The following is a 16,886-nucleotide window of genomic DNA, read 5'->3' as shown; positions in this document are numbered from 1 at the left end:
GATTGATCGCTGAGGAGTCTTTTTCGTGACTGACAATACCCAGAAACCTACGAAGTATCGTGACGTTGAAATTCGTGCCGCTCGCGGTAACAAGCTGACCGCCAAGAGCTGGCTGACTGAAGCGCCGCTGCGCATGCTGATGAACAACCTTGACCCGGAAGTCGCCGAGAACCCTAAAGAACTGGTGGTTTACGGTGGTATCGGTCGTGCGGCACGTAACTGGGAATGCTACGACAAGATCGTCGAAAGCCTGACCAACCTGAATGACGACGAGACCCTGCTGGTGCAATCCGGCAAGCCGGTCGGCGTGTTCAAGACCCACAGCAACGCCCCGCGCGTACTGATCGCCAACTCCAACCTGGTGCCACACTGGGCGAGCTGGGAACACTTCAACGAACTCGACGCCAAAGGCCTGGCCATGTACGGCCAGATGACCGCCGGCAGCTGGATCTACATCGGCAGCCAGGGCATCGTTCAAGGCACCTACGAAACCTTCGTCGAAGCCGGTCGCCAGCACTACAACGATGACCTGAAAGGTCGTTGGGTCCTGACCGCAGGCCTCGGCGGCATGGGCGGCGCTCAACCTCTGGCCGCGACCCTGGCCGGCGCTTGCTCGCTGAACATCGAATGCCAACAGGTCAGCATCGACTTCCGTCTGAACAGCCGTTATGTCGACGAGCAAGCCACCGACCTCGACGACGCGCTGGCCCGCATCGCCAAATACACCAAGGAAGGCAAAGCGATTTCCATTGCCCTGCTGGGTAACGCGGCTGAAATCCTGCCGGAACTGGTCAAGCGTGGCGTGCGCCCGGACATGGTCACCGACCAGACCAGCGCCCACGACCCGCTCAACGGTTACCTGCCAGCCGGCTGGACCTGGGAAGAGTACCGCGCTCGCGCCAAGACCGAGCCTGCTGCCGTGGTCAAGGCCGCCAAGCAATCGATGGCTGTACACGTTAAAGCGATGCTCGAATTCCAGAAAATGGGTATTCCGACCTTCGACTACGGCAACAACATCCGTCAGATGGCTCAGGAAGAAGGCGTCGAGAACGCATTCGACTTCCCGGGTTTCGTACCGGCTTACATCCGTCCGCTGTTCTGCCGCGGTATCGGTCCGTTCCGCTGGGCTGCACTGTCGGGCAACGCCGAAGACATCTACAAAACCGACGCCAAGGTCAAAGAACTGATCCCGGACGACGCGCACCTGCACAACTGGCTGGACATGGCGCGCGAGCGCATCAGCTTCCAGGGTCTGCCGGCACGTATCTGCTGGGTTGGCCTGGGCCTGCGCGCCAAGCTCGGTCTGGCGTTCAACGAAATGGTTCGCAGCGGTGAATTGTCCGCGCCAATCGTGATCGGTCGCGACCACCTGGACTCCGGTTCGGTAGCCAGCCCGAACCGCGAAACCGAATCCATGCAAGACGGTTCCGATGCCGTGTCCGATTGGCCACTGCTCAACGCTCTGCTCAACACCGCGAGCGGCGCGACCTGGGTTTCCCTGCACCACGGCGGCGGCGTCGGCATGGGCTTCTCCCAGCACTCGGGCATGGTGATTGTCTGCGACGGTACTGACGAAGCGGCCGAGCGTATCGCTCGCGTCCTGCACAACGACCCGGCTACCGGTGTCATGCGTCACGCTGATGCGGGTTATCAGATCGCGATCGACTGCGCCAAGGAACAGGGGCTGAACCTGCCGATGATTACCGGCAAGTAATGCTTGCCTGTAGGAGCAAAGCTTGCTCGCGATGAACGATAACGCGGTGCATCAGATACACCGCCATCGCGAGCAAGCTCAGCTCCTACAGGGACCGAGTGAATTCCAATAACAATCCACAGAGGTTGAATCATGGCTGTTAACAGCGATCGTGCAGGCAGTAAACCGTTGATCGAGAAACGTTCGATCGACTACATCCCGGAAGCGGAGAGACACGGTCGTCTGTTGAGTCAGTTCACCCTATGGATGGGTGCCAACCTGCAAATCACCGCGATTGTCACCGGGGCCCTGGCCGTGGTGCTGGGCGGTGACGTTTTCTGGTCGTTGATCGGTCTGTTGATCGGTCAACTGCTCGGCGGTGGCGTCATGGCGTTGCATGCCGCACAAGGGCCCAAGCTGGGTCTGCCGCAGATGATTTCCAGCCGGGTACAGTTCGGCGTTTATGGCGCGGCCATCCCGATCGTACTGGTCTGCTTGATGTACCTCGGCTTCACCGCAACGGGAACCGTGCTTTCCGGCCAGGCGCTGGGCCAGTTGTTTGATGTCAGCGACAGCGTCGGCATCCTGATCTTCGCCAGTGTCATCGTGCTGGTCACGGTGCTTGGTTATCGGGTGATCCATTGGATCGGCCGTGTTGCCAGTGTCATTGGCGTGATTGCTTTTGTTTATCTGTTCAGCCGTCTGATGAGCCAGGTTGATGTTGGCGCACTGCTGCAAATCCGCCACTTCAGCTGGAGCAGTTTTTTGCTCGCGGTATCGCTCGCGGCGTCCTGGCAGATCGCCTTCGGTCCTTACGTGGCTGACTACTCTCGCTACCTGCCGAGCAAGATTTCCTCGGTGAAAACTTTTTTTGCCGCAGGCGCAGGTTCGGTCATTGGTGCGCAGGTAGCGATGGTCCTCGGCGTGTTCGCTGCCGCATCGGCCAACGGGCAATTCGCTGGCCATGAAGTCGCCTACATCGTCGGTCTGGGCGGTACCGGTGCCACCGCTGCGCTGCTGTATTTCAGCATCGCGTTCGGCAAGGTCACCATCTCCACGCTGAACTCCTACGGCAGCTTCATGTGTATTGCGACCATCATCAGCGGCTTCCGTGGTGACCTGAAGGTATCGCGCTTGCAGCGTCTGGTCTTCGTGCTGGTCATCGTTGGTGCTGCGACCCTGATGGCGCTGCTCGGTCAGCACTCGTTCCTCGGTGCGTTCAAGTCCTTCATCCTGTTCCTGCTGGCGTTCTTCACGCCATGGAGCGCGATCAACCTGGTGGACTACTACTGCATCACTCGCGAGCGCTATGACGTGCCGGCACTGGCCGATCCGAACGGTCGCTACGGCCGTTGGAACGCCCTCGGTATCAGCGTCTATGTCTTCGGTGTGCTGGTGCAGCTGCCGTTTATCTCCACCAAGTTCTATACCGGTCCGCTGGTGGCGGCCCTGGGTGATGTGGATATTTCCTGGATCATTGGTCTGGTGATTCCGGCAGCCCTGTATTACGTGTGCGCGAAAAAATGGCACAGCGCAGTTCCCGATCACCTGATCCTGCCGCTCGAGCAGGACAGCGATGCAGCACCTATAACAAGCGGGGCCAGTCGCGCTGCGGCGCAGGCCTGATTGGACGTGGACAGGGCTGGATGCCTCTTGACTGCCGTAAGCCAACTCATGATTAGGAGCGTCACTACAATGAAATCGAACAAGACCCTGCTGACCACATTGCTTTCCATGGGCCTGCTGGCCAGCGCCGGCGCCACTCAGGCGGCGGGTTGGTGCGAGTCGGGCAAACCGGTGAAATTTGCCGGTTTGAACTGGGAAAGCGCCATGCTGCTGACCGACGTGCTGCAAGTCGTGTTGGAGAAAGGCTACGACTGCAAGACCGACAGCCTGCCGGGCAACTCCATCACCATGGAAAACGCCCTGAGCAGCAACGATATTCAAATCTTCGCCGAAGAGTGGGTCGGCCGTAGCGAAGTCTGGAACAAGGCTGAGAAGGCCGGCAAAGTTGTCGGTGTCGGCGCGCCTGTCGTGGGTGCTGTCGAAGGCTGGTACGTGCCGCGTTACGTGATCGAAGGCGACGCCAAGCGTAAGCTGGAGCCTAAAGCCCCGGACCTGAAAGCGATCGCCGATCTGGGTAAATACGCTGCAGTGTTCAAGGATCAGGAAGAGCCATCCAAGGGCCGTTTCTATAACTGCCCGGCCGGCTGGACCTGTGAGCTGGATAACAGCGAAATGCTGAAAAGCTACGGCCTGGAAAGCACCTACACCAACTTCCGTCCGGGCACCGGCCCGGCGCTGGATGCCGCGGTGCTGTCGAGCTACAAACGTGGCGAGCCGATCCTGTTCTACTACTGGTCGCCAACCCCGCTGATGGGCCAGGTTGATCTGGTGAAACTCGAAGAAAAACCAGGCGTGGACAAGAGCGTGACCATCAAGGTCGGCCTGTCCAAGACCTTCCACGAGCAAGCCCCGGAACTGGTGGCTGTGCTGGAAAAGGTCAACCTGCCAATCGACCTGCTCAACCAGAACCTCGGGCGCATGGCCAAAGAGCGAATCGAGTCACCAAAACTGGCCAAGATCTTCTTGAAGGAACATCCTGAAGTCTGGCACGCATGGGTGAGCGAAGACGCAGCCAAAAAGATCGACGCGGCCTTGTAGGTCGAGCTTCTCCGACTGCCGGCAACGGCAGTCCGGTGCTTGATCGCAACCCCTTGATTGAGAGTCTCTTATGTTTCCCGAAAGCTTTACCTTTTCCATCGCCGACTGGGTCAACAGTTGGGTCGATTCACTGGTCACCAACTACGGCGATGTGTTCCGCAGCATCTCCGACACCCTGTTGTGGGCCATCGTCAATCTTGAAGGGCTGCTGCGTGCGGCGCCCTGGTGGCTGATGCTGGCGATCGTGGCGGGCGTTGCCTGGCACGCGACCCGCAAAGTCGTGACCACCGCCGTGATCGTAGGCTTGCTGTTCCTGGTGGGCGCGGTCGGCCTCTGGGACAAGCTGATGCAAACCCTGGCGCTGATGATGGTGGCGACCATCATTTCGGTGATGATCGGCATTCCGCTGGGCATTCTTTCGGCACGCAGCAATCGCCTGCGTTCGTTCTTGATGCCGCTGCTGGACATCATGCAGACCATGCCGAGTTTCGTGTACCTGATCCCGGTGCTGATGTTGTTTGGCCTGGGCAAGGTCCCGGCGATTTTCGCCACCGTAATCTACGCCGCACCACCGCTGATCCGCCTGACTGATCTGGGTATCCGCCAGGTCGACGGCGAAGTGATGGAAGCGATCAACGCCTTCGGTGCCAACCGCTGGCAGCAACTGTTTGGTGTGCAACTTCCGCTGGCCCTGCCGAGCATCATGGCCGGGATTAACCAGACCACCATGATGGCCCTGTCGATGGTAGTGATTGCCTCGATGATCGGTGCCCGTGGCTTGGGTGAGGACGTGTTGGTGGGGATTCAGACCCTCAACGTCGGACGTGGTCTTGAGGCGGGTCTGGCGATCGTGATTCTGGCAGTGGTTATCGACCGTATTACTCAGGCGTATGGTCGGGCACGGCATGAGGTGAGCAAATGAACAACGAAGCCATCAGCAAGATCGAAGTCAAAAACGTCTTCAAGATTTTCGGCAACCGTTCCAAGGATGCGCTGGCCATGATCGGCCAGGGCAAAACCAAGGATCAGGTGCTGTCCGAAACCGGCTGTGTGGTCGGCGTGAACGACTTGTCCCTGAGCATCGGCACCGGCGAGATCTTCGTGATCATGGGCCTGTCGGGTTCCGGCAAGTCGACGCTGGTGCGCCACTTCAATCGCCTGATCGACCCGACCAGCGGCGCGATCCTGGTGGACGGCGTGGACATCCTGCAATACGACATGGAAGCCCTGCGCGAATTTCGCCGACACAAGATCAGCATGGTGTTCCAGAGCTTTGGCCTGCTGCCGCACAAGACCGTGGTGGATAACGTCGCCTACGGCCTGAAAGTGCGTGGCGAGACCAAGCAAATGTGCTCCGAGCGCGCGTTGCACTGGATCAACACCGTGGGCCTCAAGGGCTACGAAAACAAATACCCGCATCAGCTCTCGGGCGGCATGCGTCAGCGTGTGGGCCTGGCTCGCGCCTTGGCGGCGGACACCGACATCATCCTGATGGACGAAGCCTTCAGCGCCCTCGACCCGCTGATTCGCGCGGAAATGCAGGACCAGTTGCTGGAGCTGCAAAAGACTCTGCACAAGACCATCGTCTTCATCACCCACGACCTCGACGAGGCCGTGCGCATCGGCAACCGCATTGCGATTCTCAAGGATGGCCGCCTGATTCAGGTGGGTACGCCAAGAGAGATCCTGCATTCGCCGGCGGATGAGTATGTGGACCGGTTCGTACAGCGTCGGGCTGCGGTGGTTTAAGAGATTTGCAGTGACTTTGCTGGCCTCATCGCGGGCAAGCCTTGCTCCTACAGGTCCGCGGTGAAACCCCGTAGGAGCAAAGCTTGCTCGCGATAGCGTCGGCAAAGCTGCATCAATATTCAAGTTGTACGCACGAGGTTGAAGATGTCCCAGGCTGAAAAAATCGTTATCGCCGACGCCCCGTTGCGTTGGCAGGATGTGGTTGCCGTCGCCCGCCATGGCGCACAGCTTGAGCTGTCACCACAGGTCTGGGCGCGGATCGAAAATGCCCAGGCGATCGTCCAGCGCATCGTCGTCAGCGGCGAGCGCGCCTATGGCGTCAACACCGGCCTCGGCGCGCTGTGCAATGTCTCGCTCAAAGACGAGCAACTCAGCCAATTGTCGCGCAACACCCTGCTCAGTCACGCCTGTGGCGTCGGCGCACCATTGGCCGACGAACAGACCCGCGCAATTCTCTGCGCCGCCATTCGCAACTACAGCCACGGCAAATCCGGCATTCATCGCCGGGTGGTCGAAGCCCTGTTGGCGCTGCTCAATCGCGGCATCACCCCGCAAGTGCCGTCCCAGGGTTCGGTGGGTTACCTGACCCACATGGCCCACATCAGCATTGCGCTGCTGGGTGTCGGCAATGTCAGCTATCGCGGGCAGATCGTTTCCGCGCAGCAGGCGCTGGCCGAAGAAGGTCTGCAGCCGGTTCAGCTGGGCGCCAAAGATGGCTTGTGCCTGGTCAACGGCACGCCGTGCATGTCCGGCTTCAGCTGCCTGGCACTCGCCGACGCGACGCGTCTGCTGCAATGGGCCGACGTGATCGGTGCCATGAGCTTCGAAGCCCAGCGCGGTCAGATTGCCGCGTTCGATGCCGAGATCATCGCGCTCAAACCGCATCCAGGCATGCAGCAAGTCGGCATCAACCTGCGTGCGTTGCTCGATGGCAGTGAAGTGATCGCCAGCAGCAAAGGTATTCGCACTCAGGATGCGTTGAGCATTCGCTCGATTCCGCAAGTCCATGGCGCCGCTCGCGATCAGCTTGAGCACGCGAAAAAGCAGATCGAAACCGAACTCAACTCCGTCACCGACAACCCGATGTTGCTGGGTACGCCGGACGACTTCCGCGTGATGTCCCAAGCCAACCCGCACGGTCAATCCGTGGCCTTGGCGGCGGATTTGCTGGCCATCGCCATGGCTGAAATCGGCTCCATCGCCGAACGTCGTCTGGACCGCTTGATCAACCCGCATGTCAGCGGTTTGCCGGCATTCCTGGTGGCCAATCCGGGGGTGAACTCCGGAATGATGATCGTCCAGTACGTCGCCGCTTCGCTGTGTGCGGAAAACCGCCAGTTGGCGCAACCGGCGGTACTCGACAACTACGTCACCTCAGGCCTGCAGGAAGATCACCTGAGCATGGGCACCAACGCCGCGTTGAAGCTGCATCGCGCGCTGGAAAACTGCACGCAGATCCTCGCCATCGAGTATTTGCTGGCGGCTCAGGCATTTGAATTTCTCAAGGAACAACGCTTCGGCGCAGGCACCAATACAGCCTGGCGTCTGCTGCGTGAGCGAGTCCCGGCCTACGATCAGGACCGCTGGTTGGCACCGGACATCGCCAGTGCCGCCGCCGTTTTGAAAGACCCGATTTTGCTGCACAAAGTGTTACCGAACCTGAACTGATTTCCACCACACCAGCGTGCCAAGGCGCGGCTCCCCAGAAGGCGAGACGCGACGGACAACGGATATCTCCGGAGCGTCTGGTGAGTTAATGACAAACTCTCAAAAGGAGCACGAAATGACTGCGTTAAACCTTATTCCCGGCCAACTGAGCCTTGCCCAACTGCGTGATGTTTATCAGCAACCGGTCAAAATCACCCTCGACAACAGTGCCTCGGCCCAGATCGAAGCCAGCGTTGCCTGCGTGGAACAGATCCTCGCCGAGAACCGCACCGCTTATGGCATCAACACCGGTTTCGGTCTGCTGGCTTCGACCCGTATCGCCAGCGAAGACCTGGAAAACCTCCAGCGCTCGCTCGTTTTGTCCCACGCTGCCGGTGTTGGCGAGCCGATCAGCGACGCGCTGGTTCGACTGGTCATGGTGCTCAAGGTCAACAGCCTGAGCCGTGGTTTCTCCGGCATTCGTCGCGTCGTGATCGACGCACTGATCGCTCTGATCAATGCCGAGGTTTACCCGCACATTCCATTGAAGGGTTCGGTCGGTGCATCCGGTGACCTGGCGCCTTTGGCCCACATGTCGCTGGTGCTGCTGGGCGAAGGCAAGGCTCGCTACAAAGGCGAGTGGATGGAAGCCACCGAAGCACTGAAAGTGGCCGGTCTGACCCCGCTGACCCTGGCGGCCAAAGAAGGTCTGGCGCTGCTCAACGGTACTCAGGTGTCCACCGCTTACGCGCTGCGTGGTCTGTTCGAAGGCGAAGACCTGTTCGCCGGGGCCCTGGCCATTGGTGGCATGACGGTTGAAGCGGTATTGGGCTCGCGCTCGCCGTTCGACGCCCGCATCCACGCCGCTCGTGGCCAGAAAGGCCAGATCGACGCCGCTGCCGCTTACCGCGATCTGCTGGGCGAGCGTAGCGAAGTGTCCGACTCGCACCAAAACTGCGAAAAAGTCCAGGACCCGTACTCCCTGCGCTGCCAGCCGCAAGTCATGGGCGCCTGCCTGACTCAGTTCCGTCAGGCTGCCGAAGTGCTCGCCATCGAAGCCAACGCCGTTTCGGACAACCCGCTGGTATTCGCCGCTGAAGGCGACGTGATCTCCGGCGGTAACTTCCACGCCGAACCGGTCGCCATGGCTGCCGACAACATGGCCTTGGCCATCGCTGAAATCGGTTCCCTGAGCGAGCGTCGTATCTCGCTGATGATGGACAAGCACATGTCGCAACTGCCGCCGTTCCTGGTGGCCAATGGCGGCGTGAACTCCGGCTTCATGATCGCCCAGGTGACTGCTGCGGCACTGGCCAGCGAGAACAAAGCGCTGTCCCATCCGCACTCGGTGGACAGCCTGCCGACTTCCGCAAACCAGGAAGACCACGTTTCCATGGCGCCGGCTGCCGGCAAGCGTCTGTGGGAAATGGCCGAAAACACTCGTGGTGTTCTGGCGGTTGAATGGTTGGCGGCGGCTCAGGGCCTCGACCTGCGTGAAGGTCTGAAGACCTCGACGAAACTGGAAAAGGCTCGTGCCATCCTGCGTGCCGAAGTGCCGTTCTATGAGAAAGACCGTTTCTTCGCGCCGGACATCAATGCGGCGAGCGAGTTGTTGGCGACGCGTTGCCTGAATGAGCTGGTCACGGCGAAGTTGCTGCCGAGCCTGTAATGTCCCCATCGCGAGCAGGCTCGCTCCCACAGGGTTTACGCAATCTGATGTGGGAGCGAGCCTGCTCGCGATTCGATTTAGCGTCGAATAAGAATAAATAAGGACGAGCAATGCAACAGTCAGAAAAGGGTTTGAAACGCGGGCTCTCTGCCCGACATATTCGCTTCATGGCGCTGGGGTCGGCGATCGGCACCGGGCTGTTTTACGGTTCTGCCTCGGCCATTCAAATGGCCGGGCCTGCGGTCCTGCTCGCTTACCTGATCGGTGGCGCGGCGGTGTTCATGGTCATGCGCGCCCTCGGCGAGATGGCGGTGCACAACCCGGTGGCCGGCTCTTTCGGTCACTACGCCAGCACTTATCTTGGGCCGATGGCGGGCTTCATCCTCGGTTGGACCTACGCGTTTGAAATGGTCATCGTCGGCATGGCCGACGTCACCGCATTCGGTATTTACATGGGCTTCTGGTTTCCGGAAGTCGCCCGCTGGATCTGGGTACTGGGCATCGTTTCGGTGGTCGGCGGCCTGAACCTGTGCAACGTCAAAGTCTTCGGTGAAATGGAGTTCTGGCTGTCGCTGCTCAAGGTCGCGGCCATCGTCGCGATGATCCTCGGTGGCTTCGGCATCATGCTGTTCGGCATCAGCACCGCGCCGGGTGCCCAGGCGACCGACATCAGCAATCTCTGGAGCCATGGCGGCTTCATGCCTAATGGTGTGGGCGGCCTGATCGCTTCGTTTGCGGTGGTGATGTTTGCGTTTGGCGGCATTGAAATCATCGGCGTCACCGCCGGTGAAGCCAAAGACCCGCAACGCGTCCTGCCCAGGGCGATCAATGCCGTACCGTTGCGTATCTTGCTGTTCTACGTGCTGACGATGTTCGTGTTGATGTCGATCTTTCCATGGCAGCAGATCGGCAGCCAAGGCAGCCCATTCGTGCAGATTTTCGACAACCTGGGGATCAGCTCGGCGGCGACCATCCTCAATATCGTGGTGATCTCGGCGGCGGTGTCGGCGATCAACAGTGACATCTTCGGCGCTGGCCGCATGATGTACGGTCTGGCCCAACAAGGGCATGCGCCCAAGGGCTTTGCCCGCTTGTCGCGCAATGGCGTGCCATGGATGACGGTCGTGGTGATGAGTGTCGCGTTGCTGTTGGGCGTGCTGCTGAACTACCTGATTCCGGAAAACGTATTTCTGTTGATCGCGTCCATCGCGACCTTCGCCACTGTATGGGTCTGGTTGATGATTCTGTTCACTCAAGTGGCCATGCGTCGCTCCATGAGTGCCGAGCAGGTCGCCCAACTGAAATTCCCGGTGCCGTTCTGGCCCTATGCGCCGATGGCGGCGATTGCCTTCATGCTGTTCATCTTTGGCGTGCTGGGCTATTTCCCGGACACCCAGGCGGCTCTGATCGTCGGCGTGGTCTGGATTGTATTGCTGGTGCTGGCCTACCTGACGTGGGTGAAACCGGCGGCAGGGAAGGCAGTACCGGTGGAGCGGGAACCTTCTTTTTCTCATCGATAACCTAACGGAGGCCACGGATGAAAACTCTCTGGCAACACTGCCACGTCGCAACCATGGCGCAAGGCGCCTACTCGATCATCGAGGATGCGGCCATCGTGACGTCAGGAGCGCACATTGAGTGGATCGGCCCACGCGCTGAACTGCCGGCGGGCGAGTACCCGGCAGTCAATGATCTTAAAGGGGCCTGGGTGACGCCGGGCCTGATCGACTGCCACACCCACACGGTGTTCGGCGGTAACCGCAGCGGTGAATTCGAACAGCGTCTGCAAGGCGTCAGCTATGCAGAAATCGCAGCGGCCGGTGGTGGCATCGCCAGCACCGTGCGCGCCACTCGCGCGGCCACTGAAGATGAACTGTTCGCCAGCGCCGCCAAGCGTCTGAAGAGCCTGATGCGCGACGGCGTGACTACGGTCGAAATGAAATCCGGCTACGGCCTGGACCTGGCCAGCGAACGCAAGATCCTGCGGGTCATCCGCCGTCTCGGCGCCGAGCTCCCGGTCAGCGTGCGCAGCACTTGCCTGGCCGCTCACGCCTTGCCGCCGGAATACGCGGACCGTGCCGACGACTACATCGATCACATCTGCGCCGAGATGCTCCCGGCCCTGGCCGCCGAAGGACTGGTGGATGCGGTGGACGCGTTCTGCGAATACCTAGCGTTTTCGCCAGCGCAGGTCGAGCGGGTGTTCATCACCGCGCAGCAGCTCGGTTTGCCGGTGAAGCTGCACGCCGAACAGTTGTCGTCGTTGCATGGTTCGAGTCTGGCCGCGCGTTACCACGCACTGTCGGCCGACCACCTGGAATTCATGACCGAAGACGACGCCATCGCCATGGCCAAGTCCGGCACCGTCGCGGTGTTGCTGCCCGGCGCCTTCTACTTCCTGCGGGAAACCCAATTGCCGCCGATGGAGGCGCTGCGCAAACACGGCGTGAAAATCGCCATCGCCAGCGACCTCAACCCAGGCACCTCACCAGCACTGTCGTTGCGTTTGATGCTGAACATGGCGTGCACCTGTTTCCGCATGACCCCGGAAGAAGCCTTGGCGGGTGCAACGATTCATGCCGCTACGGCGCTGGGCATGGCTGAAACCCACGGTTCGCTGGAAGTCGGCAAGTGTGCAGATTTCGTCGCCTGGCAAATCGATCGTCCGGCCGACCTGTCGTACTGGCTGGGCGGTGACCTGGAAAAACGCGTCGTGCGTCACGGCGTTGAAGTGAGCATTTAGGAGAACAGTTGTGGATAAGGTTCTGAACTTCAAACAAGGTCGTGTACCGCTGCTGATCAGCATGCCCCACGCCGGCCTGCGCCTGACCCCGACGGTCGAAGCCGGGTTGATCCCCGACGCGAAAAGCCTGCCGGACACCGACTGGCATATTCCGCAGCTTTACGAATTTGCTGCCGAGCTGGGCTCCAGCACCTTGGCCGCCGAGTACTCGCGTTTTGTCATCGACCTGAATCGACCGTCTGACGACAAGCCGTTGTATGCCGGCGCGACCACCGGTCTGTACCCGGCGACACTGTTCGACGGTATTCCGTTGTTCCGCGAAGGGCATGAGCCATCGGCCGCAGAGCGCGCGACTTACCTGGAGCAGATCTGGACGCCGTATCACACGACCTTGCAGCAGGAACTGGCGAGATTGAAAGCCGAGTTCGGCTACGCGCTGCTGTTCGATGCGCACTCGATCCGCTCGATCATCCCGCACCTGTTCGACGGCAAACTGCCGGACTTCAACCTCGGTACCTTCAACGGCGCCAGTTGCGATCCACAGTTGGCCACTCAGCTGGAAGCCATCTGCGCGCGCCACGGCGATTACAGCCATGTGCTGAACGGTCGCTTCAAGGGCGGCCACATCACCCGGCATTACGGCAATCCGGCCGAGAATATCCATGCGGTGCAACTGGAGTTGGGCCAGTGCACGTACATGGAAGAGTTCGAGCCATTCCGTTATCGCCCGGACCTGGCGGCGCCGACGCAGGTGGTGCTCAAGGAATTGCTGCAAGGCCTGCTGGCCTGGGGCGAGAAACACTACAACGCATAACCCTGTGGGAGCGAGCCTGCTCGCGATGAGGTCATAGCATTCAATATCTATGTTGACTGTTACACCGCAATCGCGAGCAGGCTCGCTCCCACAGTTTTGGGTTCTTCTCGATACCTTTCCGGAACAGTCGCCACCGTGCAAAACACGGTCGCTACAGTTCGCTTTTACCCTCTCGACGCTGCGTAATGTTCCGGGCACGGTGCACAAAGACACCGGCCCGACAATAATCCGCTGCCGCACGAGAACCTCCCCAATGAAAAGACTGTTTACCCGCTGTCTCTCAATCCTCTGCGGCACTGCTCTCCTGAGCACCAGCGTCCTGGCCAGTGACGACGCTTCTTGCAAGGCCGTGCGCATGGGCGTGGTCAACTGGACCGACGTGATCGCCACCAGCGGCATGGCTGACGTACTGCTCAATGGCCTCGGCTACGAAAGCAAGCAAACCAGCGCCGTGCAGCAAATCATCTTCGCCGGCATCCGCGACAAGCGTCTGGACATCTACCTCGGTTACTGGAAACCGGCGATGGACAAAAACATCGCGCCTTTCCTGGCTGCCAATCAAGTGAAAGTCATGGACAAGCCGAGCCTGGCCGACGCCCAGGCAACGCTCGCCGTACCTGAGTACGTCGCCCAAGCGGGGCTGAAAACCTTCGCCGATATCGCCAAATTCAAGGACCAACTCGGCGGCAAGATCTACGGCATCGAACCGGGCAGTGGCGCCAACACCACCATCAAAACCATGATCGAGACCAATCAATTTGGCTTGAAGGATTTCAAGCTGATCGAGTCAGGCGAGGCCGGCATGCTTGCCGCCGTTCAGCGGGCGGTGAATCGCAAGGAATTCGTGGTGTTCGTCGGCTGGACCCCGCACCCGATGAACATCAACATGAAGATCGCCTACCTGACCGGCAGTGAAGACGTTTACGGCCCGAACGAGGGCGCCGCTACCGTCTCCACCGTGACCGCCCCGGACTACGCCCAGCGCTGCCCGAACGTAAACCGCCTGCTGGAAAACCTGACCTTCACCGCCGCCCAGGAAAGCCAGTTGATGGTGCCGATCATGGAGCGCAAGACGCCTCAGGATGTTGCCAAACAATGGCTGCGCGACCATCCAGAGGATTTGCAGCGCTGGCTTGCCGGTGTCAGCAGTCTCGATGGCAAGGATGGCGTTGCGACCGTTCAGACCAGTTTGAAAAACTGATCGCAACCGCAAAACCCTGTGGGAGCGAGCCTGCTCGCGAAGGCGGTGTGTCAGGCAACATCAATTTGAATGACACGCCCTCTTCGCGAGCAGGCTCGCTCCCACAGGGGGCAGGGGGTTGACCCTACCTATCTCCTTGATCGAGCACCGGCTCATGGCTCCTTACCCGCTTTCTGCACAGATGACGGCTTTCGTCGAGAAAACCGTCAGCTTCAACAGCATCGACAGCATCGACAGCAGTCTCGCCGGTTTGCGTCAGGCCTACAGCGACATGTGCCGGGCGTTCACACCGTCACGTCCCGGCGGGCTTTATGTTGTGGATTTCGAATTGGCCGGCGTGCCGGTCCGGTCTTATCAACCGCCCATTTCACCACCGACCAGCGGTTGCCCGTGCATCGTGTATCTGCACGGCGGCGGTTGGGTGGTGGGGGACCTGGATTCCCACGACTTCATCTGCGCCGAACTGGCGTCGACGCTCGGTGTGCTGGTGATCGCCGTGGATTATCGGTTGGCGCCGGAACATCCGTTTCCGGCGGCGTTCGAGGATTGTCTGGGTGTCTGGCGCGCGCTACGGACCGGGCCATTCCGGCTCGATCCCGAGCGAACGCTGGTGGCCGGGGACAGCGCCGGTGGCAACCTTGCGGCGGCGCTGTGTCTGGCGTTACGCGATGCGGGCGAGCCATTGCCGGCTGCGCAGGTGCTGATTTATCCGGGGCTGGGCGGTGATCACCGATTGCCGTCGCGCAGTGAATGCGTCGATGCTCCCTTGCTCAGCAGCAGCGATCTGGACTGTTATCACGCCCTGTACTTGCGCGGCACTGGACAGCCAAGTGCCTATGCAATGCCGTTGCTCGCCGAGGATTTCAGTGGGTTGCCGCCGACCTTGATCGCCGTGGCGCAATTTGATCCGTTGCGCGATGACGGCATGCTCTACGCCGAGCGACTGAACGCAGCAAATGTGGACGCGACGCTTTACTACGGCGAAGGGTTGGTCCACGGCTGTTTGCGGGCGCGAGGGCAGGTCGCCGAGGTCGACGCCCTCTATGAAACGCTGCTTGGCTATTTGTCTGAAAAAACCGGCTGAAAAACTCTGACCCTGCAAGGCATGCTCATTGGCGTAATTCGGGTTTATGATGCCGGACGGCAGAATAATAGAAGTCCCCCCAGGGATGACCTCGACCCCTTACGGAGCGCGCAATGCAGACTTTGTACCCGCAGATCAAACCCCACGCCCGGCACGATCTGGCCGTCGATGAAACCCACACGCTGTATGTCGACGAAAGCGGTTCACCGGAAGGTTTGCCGGTGGTGTTCATCCACGGCGGCCCCGGCGCCGGGTGTGATGCCCAGAGCCGTCGGTATTTCGATCCGAACCTGTATCGCATTGTGACCTTCGACCAGCGCGGTTGCGGTCGTTCCACGCCCCACGCCAGCCTGGAAAACAACACCACCTGGGATCTGGTCGCCGACCTTGAGCGAATTCGCCAGCACCTTGGCATCGATAAGTGGGTGTTGTTCGGCGGTTCATGGGGCTCGACCCTGGCGCTGGCCTACGCGCAAACCCACCCGGAGCGCGTGCACGGTCTGATTCTGCGCGGGATCTTTCTCTGCCGTCCGCAGGAAATCGAGTGGTTCTACCAGTGTGGCGCCAGTCGTCTGTTCCCCGATTACTGGCAGGACTACATCGCGCCGATCCCGCTGGACGAGCGCGAAGACTTGCTCTCGGCTTTCCACAAGCGCCTGGTCGGCAACGATCAGATTGCCCAGATGCACGCGGCCAAGGCCTGGTCTACCTGGGAAGGCCGGACCGCCACCCTGCGCCCGAACCCGATGGTGGTCGATCGTTTCTCCGAGCCGCAGCGCGCGCTGTCGATTGCCCGCATCGAATGTCACTACTTCACCAACAATGCGTTCCTTGAGCCCAACCAGCTGATCCGCGACATGGGCAAGATCGCCCATTTGCCTGGCGTGATCGTCCACGGTCGCTACGACGTGATCTGCCCGCTGGACAACGCCTGGGAACTGCATCAGAACTGGCCGAACAGTGAATTGCAGGTAATCCGTGACGCCGGCCATGCCGCCTCCGAACCTGGCATTACTGACGCACTGGTTCGTGCCGCCGATCAGATGGCCCATCGTCTGCTCGACCTGGCCCCTGAAGAAGCATGAAGGGCCTGCTGCAACGCGTGCGTGGCGCGCGAGTCGAGGTAGCGGGGGAGGTGGTTGGCGCCGTTGATCAGGGATTGCTGGTGCTGGTGGCGGTCGAGCCGGAGGATACTCGGGCCAGCGCCGACAAACTTCTGCAGAAACTGCTTAACTATCGTGTGTTCAGTGACGCCGAGGGCAAGATGAATCTGTCCCTGGCGGATGTAGGCGGTGGGTTGCTGCTGGTCTCACAGTTCACCCTGGCCGCCGATACCAAGAGCGGGTTGCGCCCGAGTTTTTCGACCGCTGCCCCTCCGGCCTTGGGCGAGGAGCTTTTCGACTATCTATTAGGTAAGGCGAAACAGGTGCATGGCACTGTGGCATCAGGTAGATTCGGCGCGGATATGCAGGTGCACCTGGTCAATGACGGCCCAGTCACCTTCCTGTTACAGACCTGAAAGCGCTTGAAACATGTTTTTAAGGGCTTTTCGACTGAAAACAGGCGTTTTTCGCGATAAATACTTTGTTACCCCTGATGCGTTGTAACGCGGCCTACTAGAT

General features: G+C 60.2%; 14 protein-coding genes. All 14 read left to right on the top strand.

The window, feature by feature from the left end; all coding sequences use genetic code 11:
- Positions 1 to 25: 25 nt before the first annotated feature.
- Positions 26 to 1,714, top strand: coding sequence for a urocanate hydratase (gene hutU / locus PMI27_RS27860; RefSeq protein WP_008149472.1), 1,689 nt, complete (start codon positions 26 to 28; stop codon positions 1,712 to 1,714).
- Positions 1,715 to 1,846: 132 nt separating this feature from the next.
- Entirely contained in the window at positions 1,847 to 3,319 is a 1,473-nt protein-coding gene (locus tag PMI27_RS27865) for a purine-cytosine permease family protein (RefSeq protein WP_008149473.1), read from the top strand.
- Positions 3,320 to 3,388: 69 nt separating this feature from the next.
- A complete protein-coding gene (locus tag PMI27_RS27870) occupies positions 3,389 to 4,357 on the top strand; it encodes an ABC transporter substrate-binding protein (RefSeq protein ID WP_008149475.1) in 969 nt (322 codons plus the stop codon).
- 70 nt (positions 4,358 to 4,427) lie between these two features.
- Positions 4,428 to 5,279 carry an ABC transporter permease gene (locus PMI27_RS27875; RefSeq protein ID WP_008149477.1) on the top strand — a complete coding sequence of 284 codons (852 nt, stop codon included), beginning with the start codon at positions 4,428 to 4,430 and terminating at the stop codon, positions 5,277 to 5,279.
- A complete protein-coding gene (locus tag PMI27_RS27880; RefSeq protein WP_008149478.1) occupies positions 5,276 to 6,106 on the top strand; it encodes a quaternary amine ABC transporter ATP-binding protein in 831 nt (276 codons plus the stop codon). The genes PMI27_RS27875 and PMI27_RS27880 overlap by 4 nt, the downstream gene beginning before the upstream one ends.
- Before the next feature lie 144 nt (positions 6,107 to 6,250).
- Positions 6,251 to 7,774: a histidine ammonia-lyase gene (hutH, locus tag PMI27_RS27885; RefSeq protein WP_008149480.1), complete on the top strand. Its 1,524-nt coding sequence runs from the start codon at positions 6,251 to 6,253 to the stop codon at positions 7,772 to 7,774.
- 115 nt (positions 7,775 to 7,889) lie between these two features.
- A complete protein-coding gene (gene hutH / locus PMI27_RS27890) occupies positions 7,890 to 9,422 on the top strand; it encodes a histidine ammonia-lyase (protein ID WP_008149481.1) in 1,533 nt (510 codons plus the stop codon).
- 110 nt (positions 9,423 to 9,532) lie between these two features.
- The gene (locus PMI27_RS27895) at positions 9,533 to 10,942 is read left to right on the top strand and encodes an amino acid permease (protein WP_008149483.1); all 1,410 of its coding nucleotides are present in this window, start codon (positions 9,533 to 9,535) and stop codon (positions 10,940 to 10,942) included.
- Positions 10,943 to 10,959: 17 nt separating this feature from the next.
- Entirely contained in the window at positions 10,960 to 12,165 is a 1,206-nt protein-coding gene (gene hutI / locus PMI27_RS27900) for an imidazolonepropionase (RefSeq protein WP_008149484.1), read from the top strand.
- 10 nt (positions 12,166 to 12,175) lie between these two features.
- On the top strand, positions 12,176 to 12,979 hold the full coding sequence (gene hutG, locus PMI27_RS27905) for an N-formylglutamate deformylase (RefSeq protein ID WP_008149487.1): 804 nt from the start codon (positions 12,176 to 12,178) through the stop codon (positions 12,977 to 12,979).
- A 253-nt stretch (positions 12,980 to 13,232) separates the two neighbouring features.
- Positions 13,233 to 14,180, top strand: coding sequence for a choline ABC transporter substrate-binding protein (locus PMI27_RS27910; protein ID WP_008149489.1), 948 nt, complete (start codon positions 13,233 to 13,235; stop codon positions 14,178 to 14,180).
- 154 nt (positions 14,181 to 14,334) lie between these two features.
- The gene (locus PMI27_RS27915; RefSeq protein ID WP_008149491.1) at positions 14,335 to 15,264 is read left to right on the top strand and encodes an alpha/beta hydrolase; all 930 of its coding nucleotides are present in this window, start codon (positions 14,335 to 14,337) and stop codon (positions 15,262 to 15,264) included.
- A 113-nt stretch (positions 15,265 to 15,377) separates the two neighbouring features.
- Positions 15,378 to 16,349, top strand: coding sequence for a prolyl aminopeptidase (gene pip / locus PMI27_RS27920; protein ID WP_008149494.1), 972 nt, complete (start codon positions 15,378 to 15,380; stop codon positions 16,347 to 16,349).
- On the top strand, positions 16,346 to 16,783 hold the full coding sequence (dtd, locus tag PMI27_RS27925) for a D-aminoacyl-tRNA deacylase (RefSeq protein ID WP_008149496.1): 438 nt from the start codon (positions 16,346 to 16,348) through the stop codon (positions 16,781 to 16,783). The genes pip and dtd overlap by 4 nt, the downstream gene beginning before the upstream one ends.
- The last annotated feature ends 103 nt before the right edge of the window (positions 16,784 to 16,886 follow it).

This window comes from Pseudomonas sp. GM41(2012) (genome assembly GCF_000282315.2).
Classification (GTDB): Bacteria; Pseudomonadota; Gammaproteobacteria; order Pseudomonadales; family Pseudomonadaceae; genus Aquipseudomonas.
The sequence above is the reverse complement of the archived record's forward strand: the minus strand, read 5'-3'. Positions and strand labels throughout refer to the sequence as shown.

Coding starts and splice junctions, on each gene's coding strand:
- PMI27_RS27895 (WP_008149483.1), top strand. CDS start 9,533: ATGCAACAGTCAGAAAAGGGTTTGAAACGCGGGCTCTCTGCCCGACAT.
- PMI27_RS27915 (WP_008149491.1), top strand. CDS start 14,335: ATGGCTCCTTACCCGCTTTCTGCACAGATGACGGCTTTCGTCGAGAAA.
- PMI27_RS27910 (WP_008149489.1), top strand. CDS start 13,233: ATGAAAAGACTGTTTACCCGCTGTCTCTCAATCCTCTGCGGCACTGCT.
- PMI27_RS27865 (WP_008149473.1), top strand. CDS start 1,847: ATGGCTGTTAACAGCGATCGTGCAGGCAGTAAACCGTTGATCGAGAAA.
- pip (WP_008149494.1), top strand. CDS start 15,378: ATGCAGACTTTGTACCCGCAGATCAAACCCCACGCCCGGCACGATCTG.
- hutH (WP_008149481.1), top strand. CDS start 7,890: ATGACTGCGTTAAACCTTATTCCCGGCCAACTGAGCCTTGCCCAACTG.
- dtd (WP_008149496.1), top strand. CDS start 16,346: ATGAAGGGCCTGCTGCAACGCGTGCGTGGCGCGCGAGTCGAGGTAGCG.
- PMI27_RS27875 (WP_008149477.1), top strand. CDS start 4,428: ATGTTTCCCGAAAGCTTTACCTTTTCCATCGCCGACTGGGTCAACAGT.
- PMI27_RS27880 (WP_008149478.1), top strand. CDS start 5,276: ATGAACAACGAAGCCATCAGCAAGATCGAAGTCAAAAACGTCTTCAAG.
- hutH (WP_008149480.1), top strand. CDS start 6,251: ATGTCCCAGGCTGAAAAAATCGTTATCGCCGACGCCCCGTTGCGTTGG.
- PMI27_RS27870 (WP_008149475.1), top strand. CDS start 3,389: ATGAAATCGAACAAGACCCTGCTGACCACATTGCTTTCCATGGGCCTG.
- hutI (WP_008149484.1), top strand. CDS start 10,960: ATGAAAACTCTCTGGCAACACTGCCACGTCGCAACCATGGCGCAAGGC.